Here is a 21,736-nt window from a genome sequence, read left to right as displayed (position 1 = left end):
CAGAATGATTTAATTTATACTAAATAACACCATCTAATTTCATGTAAATTCCTTTTATTGAAAATTTAATTCCTTTCAAGTCGTTAACTTTTACTGCAAGAGTATAGATGAATAGAGTAAATAATTTAAATCTGATAAAAATGTTGCACAACAGGGATATATTAAAACAATTATTTATTTTCAATAAAAGAATAAGGCATCAATTTAATAGTTATATTATTCAATAAAATCAACATTCTATATTTATATTATTTTAAATATAAAACCTTATTTATTAAATATTGTTTTTTAATAGACTTTACTTTTAAATCTAAAAAATCTTAAATAAAGTATTTAAGTTACCTTAGCATAATAGTATGTGATATTCTTCATTCACATTAGGATATCTACGTTAATTCTATCTAAAATAAATCTTTAAAATTAACATTAAATGCCTTCACGTGATAAAAATGAAATAAATAGCATGCTTATCTCAATCTAATCCTAAAAATTCTAGTCATTTATTTTTAGTAAAACATATTAAATAAAAATTTATCTTACATTAAGAGTTCATTAATCAAACCTTGCTTTACATTTTATTATATTGCTCAATTTTTATTTGGCTCTTATACTTTCTTAAGACGATTTTAGGTAGGTATTATTATGAATATTTTATTAGTTGAAGACGACTTACAACTTGGTAAAGCGCTTTGTCGCGGGCTTGAAATTGCAGGTTTTCAACCATGTTGGGTCAGATTACTTGCGGATGCTCGTGTTCAATTAAGCCAGCGCCCTTTTGATTTAATGCTATTAGATTTAGGTCTACCTGATGGTGACGGTCAAGACGAACTGATCGCACTTAGAAAAAGTGGTGAGAAAATTCCAATTATCATTTTAACTGCCCGCACACAAATTGATAATTTAGTACAAACATTAGATTCAGGTGCAGATGATTTTTTACCGAAGCCTTTTGCTATGCCTGAACTTATTTCTCGCGTAAAAGCGGTTAGCCGTAGAATGGCTGGTTTTTCTTCACAAATATGGTCTATTGGCGATTTACAACTAAATCCAGCAAACCATCAAGTCACGTTAAATGGCGAATTACTTTTATTATCAGGTAAAGAATACCAACTCTTATATGAATTAATGCGTAATACTGACAATGTGGTGCGTAAATCAGAGCTGGAACAGCGTTTATTTGGTTTAGACGATAAAATTGAAAGTAATTCTCTTGAAGTACATATGCATAATTTACGGAGAAAAATAGGCAAAGAGCGCATTATCACGGTTCGTGGTGTGGGTTATTTATTAAAAAAAGAAGCTAATTAAATGAAGATCCGCTCCTTCTTTATTTACACCATTGTCCTTCAGATTATCTCCATAGTTATGCTTTGGGGCGTTTGGTTAGCTTGGATACAATTTGATTATCTTGCTGATTTCGAAAAAATTTATAATAAACAGCAAGAAATTATTGCTGAGGGTTTTGCTAATACCTTAGAAATTGTTGCTGATCAGCCAGAAGTCCTTAAAGAAGTTGCTCATAACTTACAAGGTATGTATATCGATGCCATGCTTAATGGTGAAGATGATGAATTACAATATCTGCCGTGGTTTATTGCCTTAGATGCAAATAACACCCTGATTTATACTAACCGCCCTGAGTTACCAATTCCTACAAGAGTGCTTTCATTAGCCTCAGAAAGAGTATCTGTGGCAGGTGAAAAATGGATACTCTCTTTTAGTTGGGGTGAGAAACATAAAATAAAAGTCTTTATTGGTGAGTCGGTTGAAGATAGGGGCCATGTTATTGGTAACCCTGTTGAAGGCACCTTTGTTCCTTTCCTATTTATTCTTGCGACTGTTATTTTTGCAATCTTAATTACTGCTTATTTTAGTTTACGACCACTAAGACAAGCTGCAGAGCTTATCTCTAATCGTAAACCTCGTAATTTAACGCCGATTAATGTGGGCCAGCAATTTAAAGAAATTCGCCCTATCTTTAAAGAATTAAACCAATTAATGGCAAGAATTGATGCTGCTAATATTCGTGAAAAACAATTTATGGCAGATGCAGCCCATGAATTAAGAACACCAATAGCTGCTGTTATCGCTCAATTACACCTACTCTCTTTAGTCGATGCTCAACAAGAGCGTGAAGAAATTATTGATGATATGAAACAATCTCTTGATAGAGCTGCGGCTCTTTCTCATCAATTAATTGATTTGGCACGATTAGAATGTGACGATTTTCCATTAAAAATAGAATCTCTTGATATTTATAATGTTATTGGAAATGCAATAGCGCAACGTGTTCCTTATGCTATTACTAAAAATATTGAGCTATCACTTAATGAAGGTCACTCTTTAACGCTTAAAACCGATAAACAAGCTTTGCTCTCTATATTTAATAATCTGCTTGATAATGCAATTAAATATTGCCCTAAAGGTAGTCAAGTAGAGGTGACTATTGAAAATAGGTATGCTGAAGGGATACATGTTATCGTGCGTGACAATGGCCCTGGTGTCGCAAAAGAACATATCAATGCTCTATTTTCACGTTTTTACCGTGTTCCTGGCTCTAATGAAACTGGCAGCGGATTAGGTCTATCTATTGCACAAAATCTTGCTAATAAAATTCAAGCATCGTTAATTGTTACTGAAGGACTAAATAATAAAGGGATTGGTTTTATTATTGTTCTGCCTTTAGAGGTTAAATCAACAGACAGCGATTAAGAGTTAGATAACTGATATTCCATAATAAAGGAGGTAATTATACCTCCTTTTTATTTTACTTTGGTAAGGCTCTAAACCCGTGTTATCCCCAAAGATTAATTAACCAACGTAAACCAGCTGTCACTATTGCGGCACTAAGCACAATTATAATAAAAGGTTTTTTCTGCCAAGTAAGTATGCCCGCCACACCAACCCCAATAATTTTTGAGATATCAGCAAGTTGGTCACCATCAAAAAATGTCGATGTCATCGCCACTGAAAACAGAATAACAATCGCCGATAATGAGAGGATCTCTTTCACTCTCTCTGACACACCCGCTTTATTGTTGAGTAATATGCCGGAAAGACGCATGGCGTATGTACCGACAGCAAGAATAATAATTCCTGTAATAATAGATGCCGTGGACATTATATTTTCCTTATCACAAACAATACGCCTAATAACGATAATAAGACGGGGAGCCCAACAGGGAGGAATAATGTGGTTGCGAGTGCAATAATGCTCCCTATTATTGCTGCATGGCGTGTTAGTTTATTTTTTAATGCTGGTAAACTTAATGCGAGAATGATGGCTGGAAACATCGCATCTAGCCCTAACATCTTTATATCTACAATAAATGACCCTAAATAAACCCCAAGCATGGTTCCTAAAGGCCAAACAAATAGAATACCCAACCCACAAGCCCAAAACGCTAATTTATTTTGTTCAGCAGTACGTTGAGATAAACCAAATACAACACTTTCATCATTTAATATATGAAAACCTAATAATGATTTAAGTCCTTTTCCCGGTAAATCCTTTACTGCCATACTAAAGGGAATATGCCGTGCATTGACCATTAATCCAGCAAGAGCAGCATATATTGCACTTCCTCCCATCGCCACAACGCCAATAAAAAGAAATTCGGAAGCGCCCGCTAAAACAAAAATAGATAACACCAATGGCACCCAAAAATCAAAACCTTGGGTATGAGCTAAAGCACCATAAGAGATACCGACGATGCCATCTGCTAATGAAACAAGCACAATATCTCTAAGTACGTTATTATCAAGACGACTGTTAATTTGCATAGAATATAGTATTTTTTATCGAACCATTCGTTCATTATGTTGAACGACTTGTTTTTTTGCAAGATGATTTTTGAAGGAAGCTATGATGTCATCGCCTTGTGCGCCTATTGAAATTATTTCTCAAGCACTAGCTAGAGAAAGAAAAAAAGCGGGTCTTTCACTTGCTGAAATAGCAAGACGAGCAGGTGTTGCAAAATCAACATTATCTCAATTAGAAGCAGGACAAGGAAATCCAAGTATTGAAACACTTTGGGCAATTTGTGTTGCGTTAAACATCCCTTTTTCTCAACTTATTTCAGCGCCACAGCCTGAAGTAAAGGTAATACGTAAAGGTGATGGCTTTAAAATTAGCGCAGAAAAAGCCTATTACCATGCTTTTTTACTTTCTTCCTGCCCAGTGGGTGCAAAACGCGATATATACACAGTAATCGCACAGCCCGGAAAAGATAGAGTTTCAGATCCCCACAGTAAGAATGTCACTGAACATATTATTATTATCAGTGGTAGTGCAATGGTGGGCACTTTAGATGATCAGCAAGAATTACAACCCGGTGATTATATTTGCTATCCCGGTGATGTCACTCATGTATTACGCGCTTTAGAACCTGACACAACTGCCGTCATGATTATTGAACATCAGAATTAAGATAGTAAAACAAATTAATGTAGTGAAACGAATTTATATAGTAAAACTATGAGGTTACCGCACTGCTATACTGTAATAAAAATCTGAAACGCAGTGCGGTAATTTTATAAAGAATATCTGCTTATTCAATTACTTCTTAAGTGCTTTATCAAGATAGATCTCTCGTAGTCGTTGAGATAAATGCCCAACTTCCCCCTGATTTATATCTTCATTATCGATTGAAACAACCGGCCAAATTAATGTGGTTGCTGAACTAATAAAAGCTTCTTTTGCTTTTTTCGCTTCATCAAGCGTAAATAGACGTTCTGTTATTTTAAGCCCTTCTTCTTGCGCTAATTGAATAATCGCTTGGCGCGTAATACCTGGTAAAATATTCTGACTCAGTGGTCGTGTAATAATTTCATTATCGTGATTAACAATAAAGAAATTACTTGAACTCCCTTCTGTTATATAGCCATCTTTAATTAAAATAGCATCATCAGCACCTTGTTGATGTGCATGGTGTTTTGCTAAACATGCTGCTAATAATGCCACTGTTTTAATATCACAACGTTGCCAGCGAATATCTTCAACACTCACTACCGAAATACCTTTTTTTGCATTAGGATGGTTAATAACTGTGGAGTGCTGAACAAAAGCAACTATTGTAGAAGGAACAGATGAAGCCGGAAAATCAAAAAAACGAGAGGAATCAGTACCTCGTGTTATTTGTAAATAAATAAGCCCTTCATGAAGGTTATTCTTTTCGATAAGTTGATGATGAACATCAATTAGCTGCTCTTTTGTAATAGGAAGAGATAGAGCTAATTCTTTGCATGAACGCTGCAATCGTTGAAAATGTCCATTAAAGTCAATGAGCTGACCATCAATAACAGCAGTAACTTCATAAACGGCATCTGCAAATAAAAAACCACGGTCAAAAACAGATATTTTAGCCTGCTCTTTAGGTACAAAGTGACTGTCTAAATACACGATATCAGGCATTTTACCTCCGTTATAAATTTTATTAACAATTTATCTTAATCCACTACCTTACTCTTTCAGTTTTCTATTTTAAAGACGATCTTCCACATTCCTACCTCTTTTTAATTATAGTTTTATGTAACTAAGTCATGTTATATAAGCAGAAATTGCTATAATTTAACTTATGTACCAAATATAAGGATAAGAGGTGGCTATGTTAGATATTAATAAAAACAATTTATCTCAGCTAACAGAGAAACTGGTTAAAAAACAATGTACTTTAATGACTGTTATTGCCACATTAGGTTTCATTGCAGGTTTTATCTGTATTATTAATCCACTTTCTTCTGGCATTGTTATCAGTGTATTACTTGGTGTTGTATTTTTTGCCAGTGCGATATCCAGCTTTATTGGTGGCTTTAATGCTCAAGTCTCTTCTGGTTGGTCAATGTTGATCACATTATTAACGGGTTTTATTTATCTTCTGCTTGGTTATATCTTTGTCACCGACCCACTAAAAGGTATGCTTAGCCTCGCCTTTTTTATCGGTTTTTTATTTATTTTTGCGGGGATACTGCGCCTAAATATAGGTTTTAAACAGATCAAAGAGAATTTTTATGGTTGGTTTAATATCTTGATTGGATTTTTAGATTTAGTGATTGCCTATTTCTTGCTTGCTTTTGGCCCTGAAGCCTCAGTGGCATTAGTGATGGCATTGATTGGTATACAACTTATTTTAAGTTCTATCACAATATTATCGATAACCAGTGCAATAAAAAGAATGACCCATTAATTGACTATTCAGTAATAATTATCTTATCGGTTTTAAATAGACTAAGAGCCACATAAGTGGCTCTTAATTTATGGAATACGAAACAGTGATATTAAGCACAAGGTAAGCGCAGAGACACCGTATACATATTTTCCCCACAAAGGTAGCAATTACCTGTATTTTCAAAGACCATCACTTGAATACCTAATTGCCCAACTTCAATATTTGGCAACGCATCTGCCAAAATACTTTCTAAAGCTGGCTCAAGTAATTCGACCATATTAACAGGATCATTATTTGCCGTTGTATCATGCAAGAAATTCCCTAAACGAGGATCATCAGCATAGATTTCCAGTGTAGAACGATACACTAACGTTCTTTCACTGCTATTTACTTTAGAATAGCCATTAAAGATGATAACCATTTTCTGGATATTCATTTTGGCAACGCGATTCTTAATCTGTAAGCAGAGTGAAGGTACAAGCCTGATATTTACAGAGTTAAAATAGCGATCACAAATTTGTGGAATAGTGACACTTATACAAGGCTTTGGTGCAATATTTTTAATTTGCTTACTACACTCCCCCGTTAAAGAGTTATCGACAATAATACGCTCGCGACGAGAGAAACAAATATTGTCAAAAATATCAACCGTAAAGAAAGAGATGTAATGAATACCATTAGTTAGCGTTTGATTTTCCAGCCTTACCGAAACCGCTGACTTATCAGTACAAGGCAACATTTTTAATTGGTCATTAAAATAAAAACCAACCTGTGTGCTTTCACTAATATCACGTCCCAAGATTAGGTTTGCATTCACACAATAATTTTCGCTGTGATAGCTCAAAATACCATTTAGCGTTGCTGGAACTTTTGGCGATGGTAATTTTTCGGTTGTCATTTCAACATAGTAATCTCTTGATTTCAGAGATTCAGTTGGATCTTCGCTATTTTCAGATTCAGCATAAAAAATAGCAATTTGTTTAGGTTCACTCTTTTTAAATTTTACTTTAAAGTTCGCGATACCATATTTATTGGTTTTCCCAACATTAATTTTTTCACCATCAGCGTTATAAACTTCTGGCTCAACCCCTAAGGTACTATTATCAGCATTGTAGACGAGTCTTACCTCTTTATTTGAAACATCTTCTCCTTCTTTATCCTGTAAGTGCACAACAAAACTTTTAGACACACTTTCCCATTTACTCGGCCATTGCATAGATTCCGAACGAATTGTCAGTAAGTCATCAAACTTTTCACAGTTAGTCGCAGTGCAATCAGTATTAGGATTAGGCTTGGGAGGCGTAACTCGAATTTGAATTGGCGTTGCGTAATACACAATACTTTCATCATCTTCATCTTTTAATATCAATTGCAACGACGCCACACCATTACGATTTCCCGTTAAAGAGATCTCTGTTTTACTATTATCCACTATCGTAATGTAGACATCTTTATTATTAGGTAAAACTAAAATCCCTTTAGGGCTTGTACGCCATTCAGCTAAACGCAGATTAATCCCCGTTACAATAACCTCATATTTGATAACTCTATTTATTTTGACTTCGTTATCAACTTCATCTGGAGATAATTTGATCTGATTAAATTCAATCTTCACATCAGCATCAATAACAACTTGTGATTGTGCATTATAAACAGGGGGCTGAAAGGCCAGTGTGTCCTTCTCACCTTGTATAATTTTTTGCAGGCGTTCTTCTTTTGTTTCGATATTCATTGAGTGATTTCCTTTCTTTTTCCGATTCCATTTTTAGCTTAAAGCAAAAAATTTGAGTGAAAATCACAATAGAAAAAAGTCAACTAAGCATTGCTGTTAGATAGAGGAAATAAATACTTAATAAACAATATGATAAAAAACAAACCTAATGGAACTCTCGCTAATTTATCACTAAAAAACACCCTTAATATAAAAAATAATTTAAATTTTAAAATATTTTTGTATAAAGCTATTGACTGTTATGAAAATGTGATTAAAATCAATCTTAGAAAATATTTGTGACATGAATCACATTTTATTAATAGGATACTTAATATGAAATCAATGACTTCTTTTATTACTCACCTGCATCAAGTTGTTGTACAATTATCATCAACTCGTTTACTGTAATTATTTGATTTAAAAATAAAATACAGTACAAAGCCAGAAATAGCACCCTCATCGCACAAAAGACTATTTCTGGCTTTTATTCCTCTCTTTATGCTTATCTATCATCTCATTTACTCTCGCATTTTTCGTAACAAAAAATTCACCTTCTTGAACTAAGCTCTTATTTCTGTACTCTTAATATGTAGCCCACATTAACTATGAGGATATTTTATGCAGCAGCAACTGCTTACATGGATACGTCAATTCAATGAGGAGTATGCCCAAGTCGCTTCTCTCCTACTCGTTTTAGCCATTATTTTCCTTGTCGCAATCATTCTCCATTTTATTTTGCACAAGTTAGTCTTGCCTAGAATTTCTAAAGCAATAACTCAGTACGATCAGAAATGGCAACTCTCTTTAGAAATAAATAAACTATTTAGTCGTTTTGCTTTTTTAATCCAAGGCGTTGTTGTTAATATCCAAGCGCTGGTGTGGATGGGATCAGGTAAAACACAAGAAATTCTCACCACCAGTGCCCAAGCGTGGTGTTTAATTTTCGGCTTGTTGATGCTTTTCTCTATTATGGATCTCTGTATGCAGATCATGAGAAATTCATCCTCATTGGGTCGATTACCCTTAAAAGGTATTTTTCAAAGCTTAAAACTCGCCGCCTCTGTACTGATTGGGATAATGATTATTTCCCTACTTATTGGCAAATCACCACTTATTTTACTCAGTGGTTTAGGTGCCATGACGGCTGTATTAATGTTGGTATTTAAAGATCCTATTATGGGATTAGTCGCCGGTATTCAACTATCAGCAAACAATATGATAAGCCTTGGTGATTGGCTAGAAATGCCTAAATATGGCGCTGATGGTGCTGTCATTGATATTAGTTTAACAACCGTTAAAGTGCGTAATTGGGATAATACTGTCACCACTATTCCAACTTATTCTCTGATTTCAGATTCCTTTAAAAATTGGCAAGCAATGACAAAATCAGGAGGACGTCGTATTAAGCGAAGTCTTGCTCTTGATATTAATAGCATCCACTTTTTAGATAAAAAACAACTTGATGATCTAGAAAAAGCTCACTTATTAGCGCCTTATATCAAAAATAAGGAAAGCGAAATTAATCAATTCAATGCAACTTTGGGCAATGAATGTCAAACGCCATTAAACCAACGTGGCATGACCAATATTGGAACCTTCCGTGCGTATGTTGAAGCCTATTTAAAAAACCATCCTAACGTTCATAAGCAAATGACGATTATGGTAAGACAATTAGCGCCTACCTCGGATGGGCTTCCCATTGAAATTTATGCTTTTACTAACACCACTGTTTGGGTTCAATACGAGGCTATTCAATCAGATATATTTGATCATATCTTTGCTATTTTGCCTCAATTTGGCTTAAGAGTTCACCAATCTCCAACTGGAAATGATGTAAGAGCACTCAGATTTCCTGCCGAAAATAATCCGCAATAAATCATTTTGTATTAAGTAAAAAAGGAGAATTATTCTTCTTTTTTACTTTTCTTATTAACAAATATTTTTAATCTCTTATTTTGTTATCATGTTAACAATCTTGTTTTTCTATATATTAATAAAAATCGTTATGTTATTTTTTATATATCGATTGATTGTTGATTCCTATTTATTTGATGTTTTATTTACCACTAAAGTGGTATTAGTCAGAAATTGTAACCATTTGTTTAATAATTATTTTTTTATATAACGTTATTAACATTTTTTATATTGATATAAATCATTATAGGTAGAAGGGTTATAACTTAACATATATATACAACTTTACTTGTTGTGAAAAATGTTAGGGTAATGTCAATGTCAAAAATTAAAAATAATACTTCTATTACTGAAATGAGTCGGCGTGGATTCATTCAGTCTGCAGCAGTTATTTCTGGTGCTGCCGCTGTTGCAGGAACGGTTTCATTACCATTCGCTGCTAATGCTCAAACTCCCCAGGGTATTCGTCCTGATGAGACATCTGAAACTATCAAATACAGCGCATGTTTAGTGAACTGTGGTAGCCGTTGTCCATTAAAAGTTCATGTGAAAGATGGTGTTATTCGTCGTATTTCTAATGAAACGATGTATGACGATTCAACATTTGGTCTTCACCAAATTCGTCCGTGTCTTCGTGGTCGTTCTGTACGTTGGAAAACGTATAACCCAGATCGTTTAAAATACCCAATGAAGCGTGTTGGTAAGCGTGGTGAAGGTAAATTTGAGCGTATTTCTTGGGATGAAGCGACTTCAATCATCGCGGAAAAATTAAAATATACCATCGAAAAATACGGTAATGAGTCCATTTATTACCAATACGGTACAGGCTCTACCGGTGCAAACTTACACGGTAGAACTGCATGTAAACGTTTATTAAGTACTGTCGGTGGTTTTTTAAGTGACTATGGTACTTATTCATACTCTCAATTAACCGGTATTGTGCCTTATGTTTATGGCGATATGCTGGAGTCACTGTTAACAGAAATTGAGAATTCAGACTTAGTGGTAATGTTTGGTCATAACCTTGCTGAAACACGTATGTCTGGTGGTGGTCAGTTCTATGAAACGTTAAATGCGTTAGATAAGAGCAAAAGTAAAGTTATCATCATCGACCCTCGTCGTACCGACAGTGTAACAACACTAGGCGCAGAATGGATCCCAATTTATCCGGGTACTGATGCTGCATTAGTGGCTGCATTAGGCTATGTGATGATCCAAGAAGGCATCACTGATGAAGATTTCTTACGTGAATACTGTGTCGGTTGGGATAAACAAACATTACCTGCATCAGCACCTGAAAATGGCTCTTATAAAGATTACATTTTAGGTAATGGCCCTGATGGCATTGCAAAAACACCTGAGTGGGCGAGTAAATTAACCGGTATTTCCGTTGCACGTATTATCCAATTAGCGCGTGAAATTGGCGGCGCAAGAGCGGCGTGGATCTCTCAAGGTTGGGGTATCCAGCGTACTTCAAATGGAGAGCAAGCATGTCGTGCGATTATGATGCTACCATTAATGTCAGGTCATATCGGTCGCCCTGGTACAAATACAGGTTGTTGGGGTGGTAACGTTGCTTACCCAGTAGCAAGCTTTGCTTTGCCTAACCCAGTTAAGACATTGATCCCAACATTTATGTGGTCTGAAGCAATTGCTCGTGGTGATCAACTTACTAGCAAAAATGCGGGTGTCAGAAATAAAGATAAACTCGATACGGGTATTAAATTTATGTGGTGTTATTCCAGTAACGTGATTGGTAACCAACACGCTGACTTGAATAAAACACATGATTTACTGCAAGATGAATCAAAATGTGAGTTTATTTTAGTGTGGGATAACCACATGACACCATCTGCAAAATACGCTGATATTTTACTGCCAGATGTGACGACGGTTGAGACAAATGATCTTATCAATAACTCTTACGCAAGTGGTGCTTACCACTATGTCGTCCGTTTACAAAATGCGATTAAACCGCTTTGGGAAAACCGCCCTTGCTATGATGTCTTAACCGATATTGCAGAAAAAATGGGTACCAAAGAGCAATTCACTGAAGGACGTACTTACGAAGAGTGGATTGAATATTGCTATAACCAAATGCGTGAGAAAAACCCAGCGCTGCCTACATTTGCAGAAACTAATGATGTAGGAATTATCGATCGTAAATTACCTAACCGTAATCAATACGTTGCACTTGAAGCATTCCGTCAAGATCCTATCGCTAATCCATTAAAAACAGCGTCAGGTAAGATTGAAATTTATTCTGAAAAACTAATGCAAGATACTGATGGCTGGGTGTTACCAGAAGGCGATCGTATCCCAGCAATTCCAGAATATTGTAAGAATGAAGAAGGCGTAGAAAACGTTAAGCTTAAAGAGAAATTCCCTCTACAAATGACCGGTTTCCACGATAAAGGCCACGTTCACTCAAGTTACTATAACGTTGCTATGTTACGTGAAGCTATTCCTCATCAATTCTGGCTAAACCCAATTGATGCGGCTGAACGCGGATTAAAATCTGGCGATATCGCTGAGATTTATAATGCACGTGGTCGTTTAAATATTCTCGTCAAAGTTACAGATCGTGTATTACCTGGTGTGATTGCAGTACCGCAAGGTGCATGGCGTTCACTTGATACAACAGGTGTAGATACAGGTGGATGTATTAATACATTAACAAGCTGGCACCCATCGCCGTTTGCTAAAGGAAATCCACAACATACAAACCTTGTTGAAGTGAAACGTGCATAAGGAGTTAACTCATGAAGCAATATGGTTTTTATTTTGACTCCACTAAATGCACTGGCTGTAAAACATGTCAAGTCAGTTGCAAGGATGAAAAAGATTTAGATTTAGGCCCTAAATTCCGTCGTGTTTATGAATACGGTGGTGGTAGCTGGGCAAAACAAGACGGGATCTGGACACAAAATATCTATAGTTATTATTTATCCATTTCTTGTAACCATTGTTCAAACCCTACTTGCGTTGCGGGTTGCCCAACTGGCGCTATGCATAAACGTGAAGAAGATGGTTTAGTGGTTGTTAACCAAGATATTTGTGTTGGTTGCCGTTATTGCGAATTGCGTTGCCCTTATGGTGCGCCACAATTCGATGAGAAGAAAAAACTCATGTCTAAGTGTGATGGTTGCTACGAACGTGTAGCACAAGGCATGAAACCGGTTTGTGTTGAGTCTTGTCCTCAACGTGCGCTTGATTTTGATGATATTGAAGTGATCAGAGCAAAACACGGTACTGAATGTGGTATCGCACCAATGCCAGATCCTAGCTTGACCAATCCAAATATCGTGATCAAAGCACACAAAGAAGCTAAACCTTCTGGTGATAAAACCGGCTCAGTTCAAAATGCGGCGGAGGTATAAACCATGCATGAACTTCCTCTAGTCTTTTTTACTGTTTTAGGTTCTTCAGCAGCAGGCTTGTTTCTTATTGCTTATATCAGTAAAAAATTAGGTCAAATTGATGAAAACCAACTACGTAATGCCAATATTTTAGCCCTGATTTTAACATTAGTTGGCTTAGGTATTGGTGGATTACACGTTGGTCAACCTTTGCGTTTTTTCAATATGCTATTAGGCGTTGGTCGTTCTCCAATGAGCAACGAGGCATTTTTAAGTGGTGTGTTTACAGGTTTTGCTTTTGCAACTGTTGCACTCACTATCATGAAAAAATGGAAAGGGTTACGTGAAATTTGTAACCTATTTACCGTTATTTTTGGTCTAGCATTTGTTTGGTCAATTCCACAAGTCTATCATATTCCAACAATTGCTAACTGGAATACAGATTACACCACATTGCAATTTTGGATGACGCTGTTAGTTGGCGGCGGTGTATTAGCAATGGCTACAGGTGCAAGACGTTTAGGTGCATTGTCCTTTATTATCGGTGCCATTATTACTTTTGCGACTCGCTCTGGTTATGTTAGTTTCCTTGGCTTTACAGGCCCAGAACTCAGCGCTGACCAATCTCTATTTTGGGGATTCCAGTTAGCTGTATTAGCATTAGGTGTGGTTATCGTAGGATTTACTGCAGTAAAAGCGCAAGCATCAAAAATGACGCTAGCAACTTGTGCAGCCGCGGTCATTATTGCTGAATTATCAGGTCGTATCGCCTTTTATAATTTATGGCATATTACCATGTGATCTTGATGTTATGGCTGATTAGTTAGCCATAGAAAAGAGACAAAATGCATACCCGAAAAGGTATGCATTTTTTTTAGAATGAAGAGCCAGGTTGCTGTAAAAAATCTAATTCTTCTGGTGTAGATGTTCGACCTAAAATGTCATTGCGATGAGGATAACGACCATATTTATCAATAATTTCTTTGTGTCTTAATTCATATTGATAAGTATTTTCATCATTAAGCTGAGAAAATAATATAACCGCATCTTGATGAATTTTAGCTGATTCTGAATGCATAAATGGCATAATCATAAACTTACGTTTAACGGGGGTTAATGTCAGATATTCAGGTAACCGGATAGCTTCTTGCGCTAAGATTAATGCCATATTATCTTGGGCGAAGGCTTTTGGCGTATCACGCCAAATATTACGAGAGAACTGATCAAGAATAATAATCTCAGCTAAGCGCCCTTCTATCGTTTCTCTCCACGATGCCAATTCGCCACGACTTGCACTTAAACATAATTCACCAAATCTGCGACTGATTTCTTTATCAAACTGAGTATCTTTTTTAAACCATTGCTCTGGCGTGCATTCTTCAAACCAAAACGTCAAAGTTGATTGATAAGGGATCATAAAAAACTACCACGCTAATTGTTTATTAATCAAAACAGCGTTTATTTTCATCAAAATAAACGTCATTGACGGGTTACTACTTGGGTAAGTTACCATTTTAATATAACAACGGCTATAAACCCCTATCCGAAATAGACATAAAAATAAATCCCCTTTTTAATCTTTAAAGGGGATTTAAAATGCTTCCTAGCTAACGCTTAAATCCATTAAGTCGCGCCATCCATAAGCCAATTTATCTACAAGTCTGTATAAAATGGCATTCATTCCATTTGTTACATTCTGTCGATATTATGATGTAATTTAATTAGCCCGCACATTTTACAAACATAAAATTTATCTCTGTATCACTACCTTGCCTTAAAAATCAGCATTTAAAAATTTTAATTTTTATAGTGAAACTGCCAAAAAAACTCTGCACTGTTTTCTTTACTTTATAGAAACCATGTTTTAAATGACAATAAAGATTGTTATAAATAACTATTAAAATTAATATGATATAAAAATTTGTTTAATTTTTTGGCTTTAACTTTGTTATTATCTTGTGTGATTACTCTAACAAGAAACCAGAGATCAAAAGTGAGATGAATGTTTAAAATTTGCACATTAGTAATGACATTTATTGAAAAGTTTGCCCTATTCCTCTGTTTCTTTAACAATTTTGGAGTACAATTGTTGCAGTCTATTTACTGAATGATCCGTTATGTCTGCTATCTCTATTATTGGAATAAGCTACCTTATTGGGGCTGTAATATCGTTTATTATTACTTTCTTTTTAACCAAAGATCCTAGTTTTGCCATGCGCCTTTTAAGTGCGTTATTAATCGCCTTAACTTGGCCTCTTAGCTTTCCTATGGCACTTATCTTCTCTATTTTTAGTTAATTTTTTTAATTTAAACTTAATAACAGTAGTTATATTCTATTAAATTAGAATAATAGCTATTTTCTTTTCTATTCTTAAATATATATATTAATTACTTTGTGAAAATAACACTTTTAGCTTAGATTTTATCTAAAAAAGAATATCTAATTGCTCGTTATTTTATTCAAGTAATTACAACCTTATCAAGTAATATCAGTATGTTATAATTAATACTCATTTTATCGTAAATAGAACACTATTTTAAAACCCAATATTAGAGTAAATATTTTTATAAATTTACAATCAAACTTAATTTCATTACAGTATCTTATGTAAATTGGTCGAATATGCGTATTATTTACCATCACCAATAATAATTTTTTAATTAGAGCTAGAATATGTTTAGTGAAAATGTCATTACAGATATTATCTATTGGATTGAAGAAAATTTAGAGAAAGATCTAAAACTTGAGAATGTTTCACAAAAATCAGGATATTCCAAATGGCATCTTCAACGCATGTTTAAAGAGCAAACAGGATTAACATTAGCGTCTTATATTCGAGCAAGACGACTTTCTTGTGCTGCTGTTGAATTACGCTTACAAAAAACGCCACTACTTGATATTGCGTTAAAATATCGTTTTGACTCGCAACAAACTTTCTCAAGAGCGTTTAAAAAATTGTTTAATATGACACCCTATAATTATCGCAGAAAAGAGAATTGGCAGGCTCATGGCTTTACATTACCGTTAAGAAAATTTAGTGGCTTTAATTTAGATATCGAAATCGTCACTATTGATTCTCTCCCTTTAACGGGCATAGATCACACCTATAAAGCCAATGCAATCGATTGGAATTTTAGTACAGAAAAATCACGAGAAGAGTACTGGAAGGTATTTTTTCAAAATGCGCTCTACAAACATGAGCGGGTTTATGCTTTACATAATATTTTATCTAAGAAAAATAATGAATTAACGATAAAATATGCAACAATGATGGAAAATAAACCTGAAATATATAATGCACAATTTTTGCATAAAGCACATATCGAGAATGCTAAATATCTTAAATTCACGATCCCCGAAAAATTACTCACATTAGAGTATAAAGATATTATCTATAATATTTATGGTATTTTACTTAGAAAGTTAAATATACCTAGAAAAAAAGGATCACCCGATATTGAGGAATATATTTTTAAAGAGGAATATCCGGTTTCTAGCCTAGCTTATAAACCAATTCCTTTAGTGAAAGACGTGAATTACTATATTCCGATTGAAATTGATACTAATGATAAAAAATAAGATAAACTCTCTCAAAACCATCTATTTCTAGATGGTTTTTTATTTAATACGCTATAAGAAGTTCTTTTTTACTTAATAAAACAATAGATGATTTCAGGATCATTTTCATCAAGGTTTTCAATACAACCACTTTCAATAAATCCTAACTGAGCCAGCATATTTCGCATTGCATGATTAGATTTATTGGTTGAGGTAAATAGCTTATTTCCTTGCGTATTTTCTTGAAAATAAGTCATCAAGCATTTTCCATAGCCTTTTTGGCGATATTTTTTATCTATCATCACTAGTTCAATAAATGGCTGATTGAAAAAGTGATGATGAATAACACCATAACCCACAATCTGTGCATCCACTTCAAGAAGATAAACAGCTTGGCTAGATAGCCAAGCTTTAATTTCGTCAACACGCGAAGCATCCTGTTGAGCATAGGTATCTAGTTCAATAAGCGCAGAAAGATGATGGTGTGTGGCGGAGATGATTTTCATGATGTTATAAAACTCAATAGTAATTTATTTTGTACCCTTTCATCTTATTCAAGTTAATAGAGAATTCAAAAGTATTTCAACTTAATAACCTATAGCTATATAAGTAAAGTGTATATAACTTGAATTCCCTGTTAACGTAAATCCTGTTTTCGTTCGATTAGTTGTACCTAACATTGCATATCCGTCAGCTGCAGTAACCATTATTGCTAAAACGGCATTGGGAAATGGCATTGAAAACTTAAAATCTAATGACTGTCCGGCACTCCATTTATGCTCATTCCATTGCTGTAAAATTCCTGTATCACCACATTTCCACCAACCATTTAGAGCTTTACTAGCTGTATTTTTAGCGCCATAACTACCCGCTGGAGCATAATTCCCTTTTGGTTGATATTTACTATCAGACTCACCTTTTGAATAACTATAACCCGATGCTAGATAATTCCCTTTTGGCTGGTATTTTCCATCGGATTCGCTTTTTGAATAACTATAACCTGATGCTAAATAATTCCCTTTCGGTTGATATTTCCCATCAGACTCGCCTTTTGAATACGCTCCTACATCACCTGCGGTCGGTTTATTTTGACTATTAAACTCTTTAGCCCAAGGTGTAAAATTACCTGTTCCATACTGGCTACGAGAATAAATACGGCTAGTGTTATAAACATAATACAGCTGAGTAATACCCGCATTTTTTAAAACAATTAAAGTACCCGCCATCGCTTCTGGATAATTTAAGTTTGTCGTTGCATTCGCATTTGCAGGCTGGAAATAAATACCCGCCGTTTTATAGTTATTTAAATTTTGATTTGCACCAATTGAAATCGCCTGATTAGAAAAAATATCTTGCGATGTTACCGTCACATCACCACTCAATGGCTTATCATTAACTTTACGCGTTGTGGCAACATAACTACCTTTAGCTTGATATTTATTATCTGCTTCAGATTTTGAGTAACTATAACCCGCAGCTTGGTAATTTCCTTTCCCCTGATATTTACTATCAGACTCTGCTTTAGTATAGCTTTCACCTTTATTAGCATAATTTCCTGAAGGTTGATAACTTCCTTTTGGCTGATATTTACCATCCGATTCTGCTTTGGTATAGCTCTCACCTTTATTGGCATAATTTCCAGCAGGGGCATAATTCCCTTTAGGCTGATATTTGGTGTCTGATTCCGCTTTTGAATAGCCATAGCCTTCAGCTTGATATTTACCTACTGGTTGAAAGCGTTTATCTGCATCACCTTTAGAATAAGCACCAACATCATTTGCATTAATATCAGCTTTTAGTTCAATCCATGCATTACCTGCGACTGGCTCAACATTATTATTTTCGATTTTAGACTGCCAAGCTTTGTTTTTATGATAAACCACACTACGAATAGGGTAAGGTTTACCCGCTTCCGACCACTTAGCAAAACCCTGTAATTGCATTTCACCAATAGACTCGGTGATATCGTGAAATAAACTATTCATTTTTTCACGTTCAATATCTTTCGCAGCCGGATCAGTTACTTGGTCACGTTCATAGTCATAACCATAACCTTGTGTATAAGAGACAGAGCCATCAGGTTGAGTTTCAACAGGCACAACTGTTTTATCCCCTTGTGTTGCAAAGGGGGTTTTAAATATTTTAGTCATAGGGATTATTCTCCGAAATTACTCTTCAGAAAGTTTTTACGATATTGACCATAGCCAAAAGCTTTTTTGGTTATGATGCGATATTTGACACCTACACCTGAAGGGCGAGGCATTAAATCGAAGTTTTCTAATAAAAGACGTAAACGTTCATCTGGATTAAAATTAAAAACGTAATACATATACGTCATATCAAAAGGATCGAGCACAAAGACTTTGCTATCTTCACGCCAGAAAAAACGTTTAAGAAATTCGTTAATATTGGTTACAGTAGGACTTTGAGTGAGATTGAAATAACGCATTCTCACTAGCATTCTTTTTTGATCTAAAGTTAGCGATAACGTGTAATCAGCATTTCGTCGAAAGTTTGCCTTAAAATTGGTTTTCTTTTTACCAAAGCCAAAACCTATTTTATTTTTATCACTAGGAGGAATATCAATTCCTAAAGGCACATCTAAAATACGTGACCATACTGATAAACCAAAATCGTTAGCTGTATCAATATTAAAGACATCTCGATACCAGTTTTGCCAAAATGAAACCGTAGATTGATTAAAGTAAGTGGCTTTTAAATGTGCTAATGCTTTTAATTTATCTGCATTTTCATATTGCCAGAGGATCGCTTTTAGTAGATCAGAATGAAAATCAAATTCTTGAATATTCATGCGATCACCACTTGTACCGCCCCTTTTGGTAATCGGGCAATTTGATTAAGTTTGATAGGAATTAATGCAACATTCCAATTCTTTCCGTCTGTTGAAAGCTCAACTTTAGTGACAAATAAATGAGGCTCAACCGCATTAATCGCTGCTGAAATTTCAAAAGGAGAAACCTCTCGCCCAACCACCAGCCCATTATCTCCATCTATTTCGCCCTGAACCCATTTCTCTAACGCATTAGGAATAATGGTTTGCGCATCAATATTGGATTTTTTTACAGACACACGGCAAAACACAGGCACTTCTTTCGGACGTGAAAACTTAATAGGATATTCTTGCCCACTTGCTGGCTCTATTACATTTATTTCAATATCACCATTAAATGCAGCGCCTATTGTTTTTGTTCTTAATAATGATTTAGCAATTTCATGGCTATCTCCACCTTCTACACACACATAAATGCTATGAGGTAATAATGAGATACCATCGACAACCAACGCTTTATCATTAAAATTTTCACGAAAAGAAAGAGAATTAACGCCCTCTAATTCATATAGCGAAGAGGTAATTGCTTCTGCAACACTGACTGTATTTTTAGCTAATGTTTGTTTACGCCGACGCCTTGCCTTTATATCTGACTCAGCATGGCGACCAACAACAGCATGGGTTAAGTTATTCACTTTTTCCCATCCTAATACAGAACTTGCCACTTTATTTAATTGCCCAACGCCACAAGTAATAGGACCATATTCTTTAGCTCGCATATCGCCTTTAATTTTCCCATTATCAGCGATAATTAATGGTGATAATGTTTCAAAAGTAGCACCTGTTATTGTGAGCGCCTGAGAGCCTTTAGGAATAATAGTACCGGGAATACCAGTAAACTCGACATCACTTAAATAGGAATGTGTGGCATTAATACGCTCTCCGCCCATTAACGCCCATATTGCATCGAGAAAAACACCACCAGCAATATCGGGATTTATTTGATTTGCAAGCTCGGCATTATTACGAACAATGGCATCTCTATTTTCAATTTCCATAGTTGCCAATACCCCTTGTGGGGTTTCTGGCGATAAATTAATAGATTGACCAAATACAGCGCGAAATTCATCTTCGACATTATTTCGTAACATCGATGTGTCTGGAACAATCACCCCTTTATTATTAATATAACGATAGTCAGCCATTCAATGTAAATCCTCCATATATCGTGCGTATATCTGCCTGATATTTCAATGTCCCCTCTTCTAGAAAAGCATGGAAATAAGTGATAGCAACAACTTCCTCTATTTCAGCAATACGTTGTCGAAATGCCATTTCGAATAAAGGAATATCAACTTGTCGGCTAAATGTTGCAGACCAATAAGGAATTCCTTTATCTTTTTTATGTAGCATTTCACCGCGTACAGCTTTAATAAAATGCTGACAAAGATTTTTTACTGCATCATCGTTGTCACAAATTTGAAGGTTACCATCAGCACCTATCGCAAAATCATTCTGCTGGTTTATTGAAAATGTCCTCATATTGGACTCCCTGTATTATCTTTCCCTGATTGCACCCCACTATGAGTATGTGTTGAGCCGATATCTTTTCCGTTATGGCGCATCAGTCCACCTTGTGAATCGCTATTACCATTTACGGCATAATTACCATTAACAGTCACATTGCCAGTAAATATCGTTTCAGGTGCATTGATTTCATATTTTGGGGCTTCTAATACAACTTTATCGTTGTGAAGAGAGAAACAGACTGAGCCATCCATTGATTGAATAACTAAGGCATCAATGTTCTTCCCATCAATTGCCCATCCTTTGATCGTGTCAGGAAAAAACATCGCATCACTAAACGAATGTAATCGTGTTGTATTGGGTTGATCTTCCAAACCACCACGTTGAAAAATAAGGCTAATGTCGCGATCGCTCGCCTTTAGCCAGCCAAAGTCACCCGGTTTAATTGGCGCTCTAATAAAAAAACCGCCACCACCAAATCGAAACACGGGAATATTAGCAACCGGCGCCCGAGAGATTTTTTCATCATCCGTAGTCAACATCATGACCAAAGGTTTGATCATGGCTCGATTGGTTTGCTCATCATAATTAATGACGGTTGCGGGTAACATATCATCGGTATTCATCATTAAATGGCGAAATGCAGACGAAAAAGCCCCTGCCAATGAACCAACACTGGCAATATCATTATTGGGTTTACTCATA

The 21,736-nt window shown here is 35.4% G+C and carries 21 protein-coding genes and 1 pseudogene; 10 read left to right on the top strand and 12 right to left on the bottom strand.

Annotated features, from left to right (window positions below):
• The first annotated feature begins 642 nt into the window (after positions 1-642).
• Both AB4J89_RS01265 and AB4J89_RS01260 read left to right on the top strand, forming a co-directional pair.
• Positions 643-1,308, top strand: coding sequence for a response regulator (locus AB4J89_RS01265; protein WP_368467822.1), 666 nt, complete (start codon positions 643-645; stop codon positions 1,306-1,308).
• Positions 1,309-2,712 (top strand): ATP-binding protein, encoded by a 1,404-nt coding sequence (locus AB4J89_RS01260; RefSeq protein ID WP_088495184.1) that lies wholly within the window; start codon positions 1,309-1,311, stop codon positions 2,710-2,712.
• Between the two features lie 82 nt (positions 2,713-2,794).
• Here the strand turns inward: AB4J89_RS01260 and AB4J89_RS01255 are convergent, their stop codons facing one another.
• Both AB4J89_RS01255 and AB4J89_RS01250 read right to left on the bottom strand, forming a co-directional pair.
• A complete protein-coding gene (locus tag AB4J89_RS01255) occupies positions 2,795-3,124 on the bottom strand; it encodes an AzlD domain-containing protein (RefSeq protein WP_088495183.1) in 330 nt (109 codons plus the stop codon).
• The gene (locus AB4J89_RS01250; RefSeq protein WP_088495182.1) at positions 3,121-3,783 is read right to left on the bottom strand and encodes an AzlC family ABC transporter permease; all 663 of its coding nucleotides are present in this window, start codon (positions 3,781-3,783) and stop codon (positions 3,121-3,123) included. Before AB4J89_RS01250 ends, AB4J89_RS01255 begins: the two co-directional genes overlap by 4 nt.
• An 85-nt stretch (positions 3,784-3,868) precedes the next feature.
• On the opposite strand from AB4J89_RS01250, the gene AB4J89_RS01245 reads away from it, so the two are divergent.
• Positions 3,869-4,429, top strand: a complete 561-nt coding sequence (locus tag AB4J89_RS01245) for a helix-turn-helix domain-containing protein (protein WP_088495181.1) — start codon at positions 3,869-3,871, stop codon at positions 4,427-4,429.
• 129 nt (positions 4,430-4,558) lie between these two features.
• Here the strand turns inward: AB4J89_RS01245 and AB4J89_RS01240 are convergent, their stop codons facing one another.
• Positions 4,559-5,413: a D-amino-acid transaminase gene (locus AB4J89_RS01240; protein ID WP_088495180.1), complete on the bottom strand. Its 855-nt coding sequence runs from the start codon at positions 5,411-5,413 to the stop codon at positions 4,559-4,561.
• Between the two features lie 193 nt (positions 5,414-5,606).
• Here AB4J89_RS01240 and AB4J89_RS01235 point away from each other — a divergent pair, with 193 nt between their 5' ends.
• Complete coding sequence (locus tag AB4J89_RS01235) at positions 5,607-6,185, top strand: HdeD family acid-resistance protein (RefSeq protein ID WP_088495179.1); 579 nt, start codon at positions 5,607-5,609, stop codon at positions 6,183-6,185.
• 91 nt (positions 6,186-6,276) lie between these two features.
• Here AB4J89_RS01235 and AB4J89_RS01230 read toward each other — a convergent pair whose 3' ends face one another.
• On the bottom strand, positions 6,277-7,899 hold the full coding sequence (locus AB4J89_RS01230) for a hypothetical protein (RefSeq protein WP_088495178.1): 1,623 nt from the start codon (positions 7,897-7,899) through the stop codon (positions 6,277-6,279).
• A gap of 600 nt (positions 7,900-8,499) precedes the next feature.
• On the opposite strand from AB4J89_RS01230, the gene AB4J89_RS01225 reads away from it, so the two are divergent.
• The 4 genes from AB4J89_RS01225 to AB4J89_RS01210 all read left to right on the top strand — a co-directional run bounded on the left by AB4J89_RS01225 (position 8,500) and on the right by AB4J89_RS01210 (position 13,955).
• Positions 8,500-9,756: a mechanosensitive ion channel family protein gene (locus AB4J89_RS01225; RefSeq protein ID WP_156733682.1), complete on the top strand. Its 1,257-nt coding sequence runs from the start codon at positions 8,500-8,502 to the stop codon at positions 9,754-9,756.
• A gap of 357 nt (positions 9,757-10,113) precedes the next feature.
• Positions 10,114-12,546, top strand: a complete 2,433-nt coding sequence (locus tag AB4J89_RS01220; RefSeq protein WP_088495176.1) for a DMSO/selenate family reductase complex A subunit — start codon at positions 10,114-10,116, stop codon at positions 12,544-12,546.
• Between the two features lie 11 nt (positions 12,547-12,557).
• Positions 12,558-13,175 (top strand): DMSO/selenate family reductase complex B subunit, encoded by a 618-nt coding sequence (locus AB4J89_RS01215; RefSeq protein WP_023581764.1) that lies wholly within the window; start codon positions 12,558-12,560, stop codon positions 13,173-13,175.
• 3 nt (positions 13,176-13,178) lie between these two features.
• On the top strand, positions 13,179-13,955 hold the full coding sequence (locus tag AB4J89_RS01210) for a DmsC/YnfH family molybdoenzyme membrane anchor subunit (RefSeq protein ID WP_088495175.1): 777 nt from the start codon (positions 13,179-13,181) through the stop codon (positions 13,953-13,955).
• 73 nt (positions 13,956-14,028) lie between these two features.
• Here AB4J89_RS01210 and AB4J89_RS01205 read toward each other — a convergent pair whose 3' ends face one another.
• A complete protein-coding gene (locus AB4J89_RS01205) occupies positions 14,029-14,571 on the bottom strand; it encodes a DUF924 family protein (RefSeq protein ID WP_088495174.1) in 543 nt (180 codons plus the stop codon).
• 700 nt (positions 14,572-15,271) lie between these two features.
• Between AB4J89_RS01205 and AB4J89_RS01200 the strand changes: the two genes are divergently transcribed.
• Both AB4J89_RS01200 and AB4J89_RS01195 read left to right on the top strand, forming a co-directional pair.
• Entirely contained in the window at positions 15,272-15,451 is a 180-nt protein-coding gene (locus AB4J89_RS01200) for a GhoT/OrtT family toxin (RefSeq protein WP_088495173.1), read from the top strand.
• Positions 15,452-15,828: 377 nt separating this feature from the next.
• Positions 15,829-16,734: a helix-turn-helix domain-containing protein gene (locus AB4J89_RS01195; RefSeq protein ID WP_368467817.1), complete on the top strand. Its 906-nt coding sequence runs from the start codon at positions 15,829-15,831 to the stop codon at positions 16,732-16,734.
• A gap of 68 nt (positions 16,735-16,802) precedes the next feature.
• Here the strand turns inward: AB4J89_RS01195 and AB4J89_RS01190 are convergent, their stop codons facing one another.
• The 7 genes and pseudogenes from AB4J89_RS01190 to AB4J89_RS01160 all read right to left on the bottom strand — a co-directional run bounded on the left by AB4J89_RS01190 (position 16,803) and on the right by AB4J89_RS01160 (position 21,735).
• On the bottom strand, positions 16,803-17,219 hold the full coding sequence (locus tag AB4J89_RS01190; RefSeq protein WP_368467815.1) for an N-acetyltransferase family protein: 417 nt from the start codon (positions 17,217-17,219) through the stop codon (positions 16,803-16,805).
• 81 nt (positions 17,220-17,300) lie between these two features.
• A complete protein-coding gene (locus AB4J89_RS01185; RefSeq protein ID WP_368468416.1) occupies positions 17,301-18,500 on the bottom strand; it encodes a pyocin knob domain-containing protein in 1,200 nt (399 codons plus the stop codon).
• A pseudogene (locus tag AB4J89_RS01180) lies at positions 18,483-18,863 on the bottom strand (hypothetical protein); the annotation flags it as partial. The gene AB4J89_RS01185 and the pseudogene AB4J89_RS01180, both read right to left, overlap by 18 nt.
• 5 nt (positions 18,864-18,868) lie before the next feature.
• Entirely contained in the window at positions 18,869-19,525 is a 657-nt protein-coding gene (locus AB4J89_RS01175) for a DUF2612 domain-containing protein (protein ID WP_102949488.1), read from the bottom strand.
• The gene (locus tag AB4J89_RS01170; RefSeq protein WP_368467813.1) at positions 19,522-20,709 is read right to left on the bottom strand and encodes a baseplate J/gp47 family protein; all 1,188 of its coding nucleotides are present in this window, start codon (positions 20,707-20,709) and stop codon (positions 19,522-19,524) included. Before AB4J89_RS01170 ends, AB4J89_RS01175 begins: the two co-directional genes overlap by 4 nt.
• The gene (locus AB4J89_RS01165) at positions 20,702-21,046 is read right to left on the bottom strand and encodes a hypothetical protein (protein ID WP_099660640.1); all 345 of its coding nucleotides are present in this window, start codon (positions 21,044-21,046) and stop codon (positions 20,702-20,704) included. The genes AB4J89_RS01170 and AB4J89_RS01165 overlap by 8 nt, the downstream gene beginning before the upstream one ends.
• Positions 21,043-21,735 carry a Gp138 family membrane-puncturing spike protein gene (locus tag AB4J89_RS01160; RefSeq protein ID WP_088495168.1) on the bottom strand — a complete coding sequence of 231 codons (693 nt, stop codon included), beginning with the start codon at positions 21,733-21,735 and terminating at the stop codon, positions 21,043-21,045. The genes AB4J89_RS01165 and AB4J89_RS01160 overlap by 4 nt, the downstream gene beginning before the upstream one ends.
• Between the last annotated feature and the right edge of the window lies 1 nt (position 21,736).

The organism is Proteus sp. STS61-E (assembly GCF_040932335.1).
GTDB classification, from domain to species: Bacteria; Pseudomonadota; Gammaproteobacteria; order Enterobacterales; family Enterobacteriaceae; genus Proteus; species Proteus mirabilis_B.
Note: the sequence above shows the minus strand (reverse complement) of the source record. Positions and strands in the feature narration are given on the sequence as shown.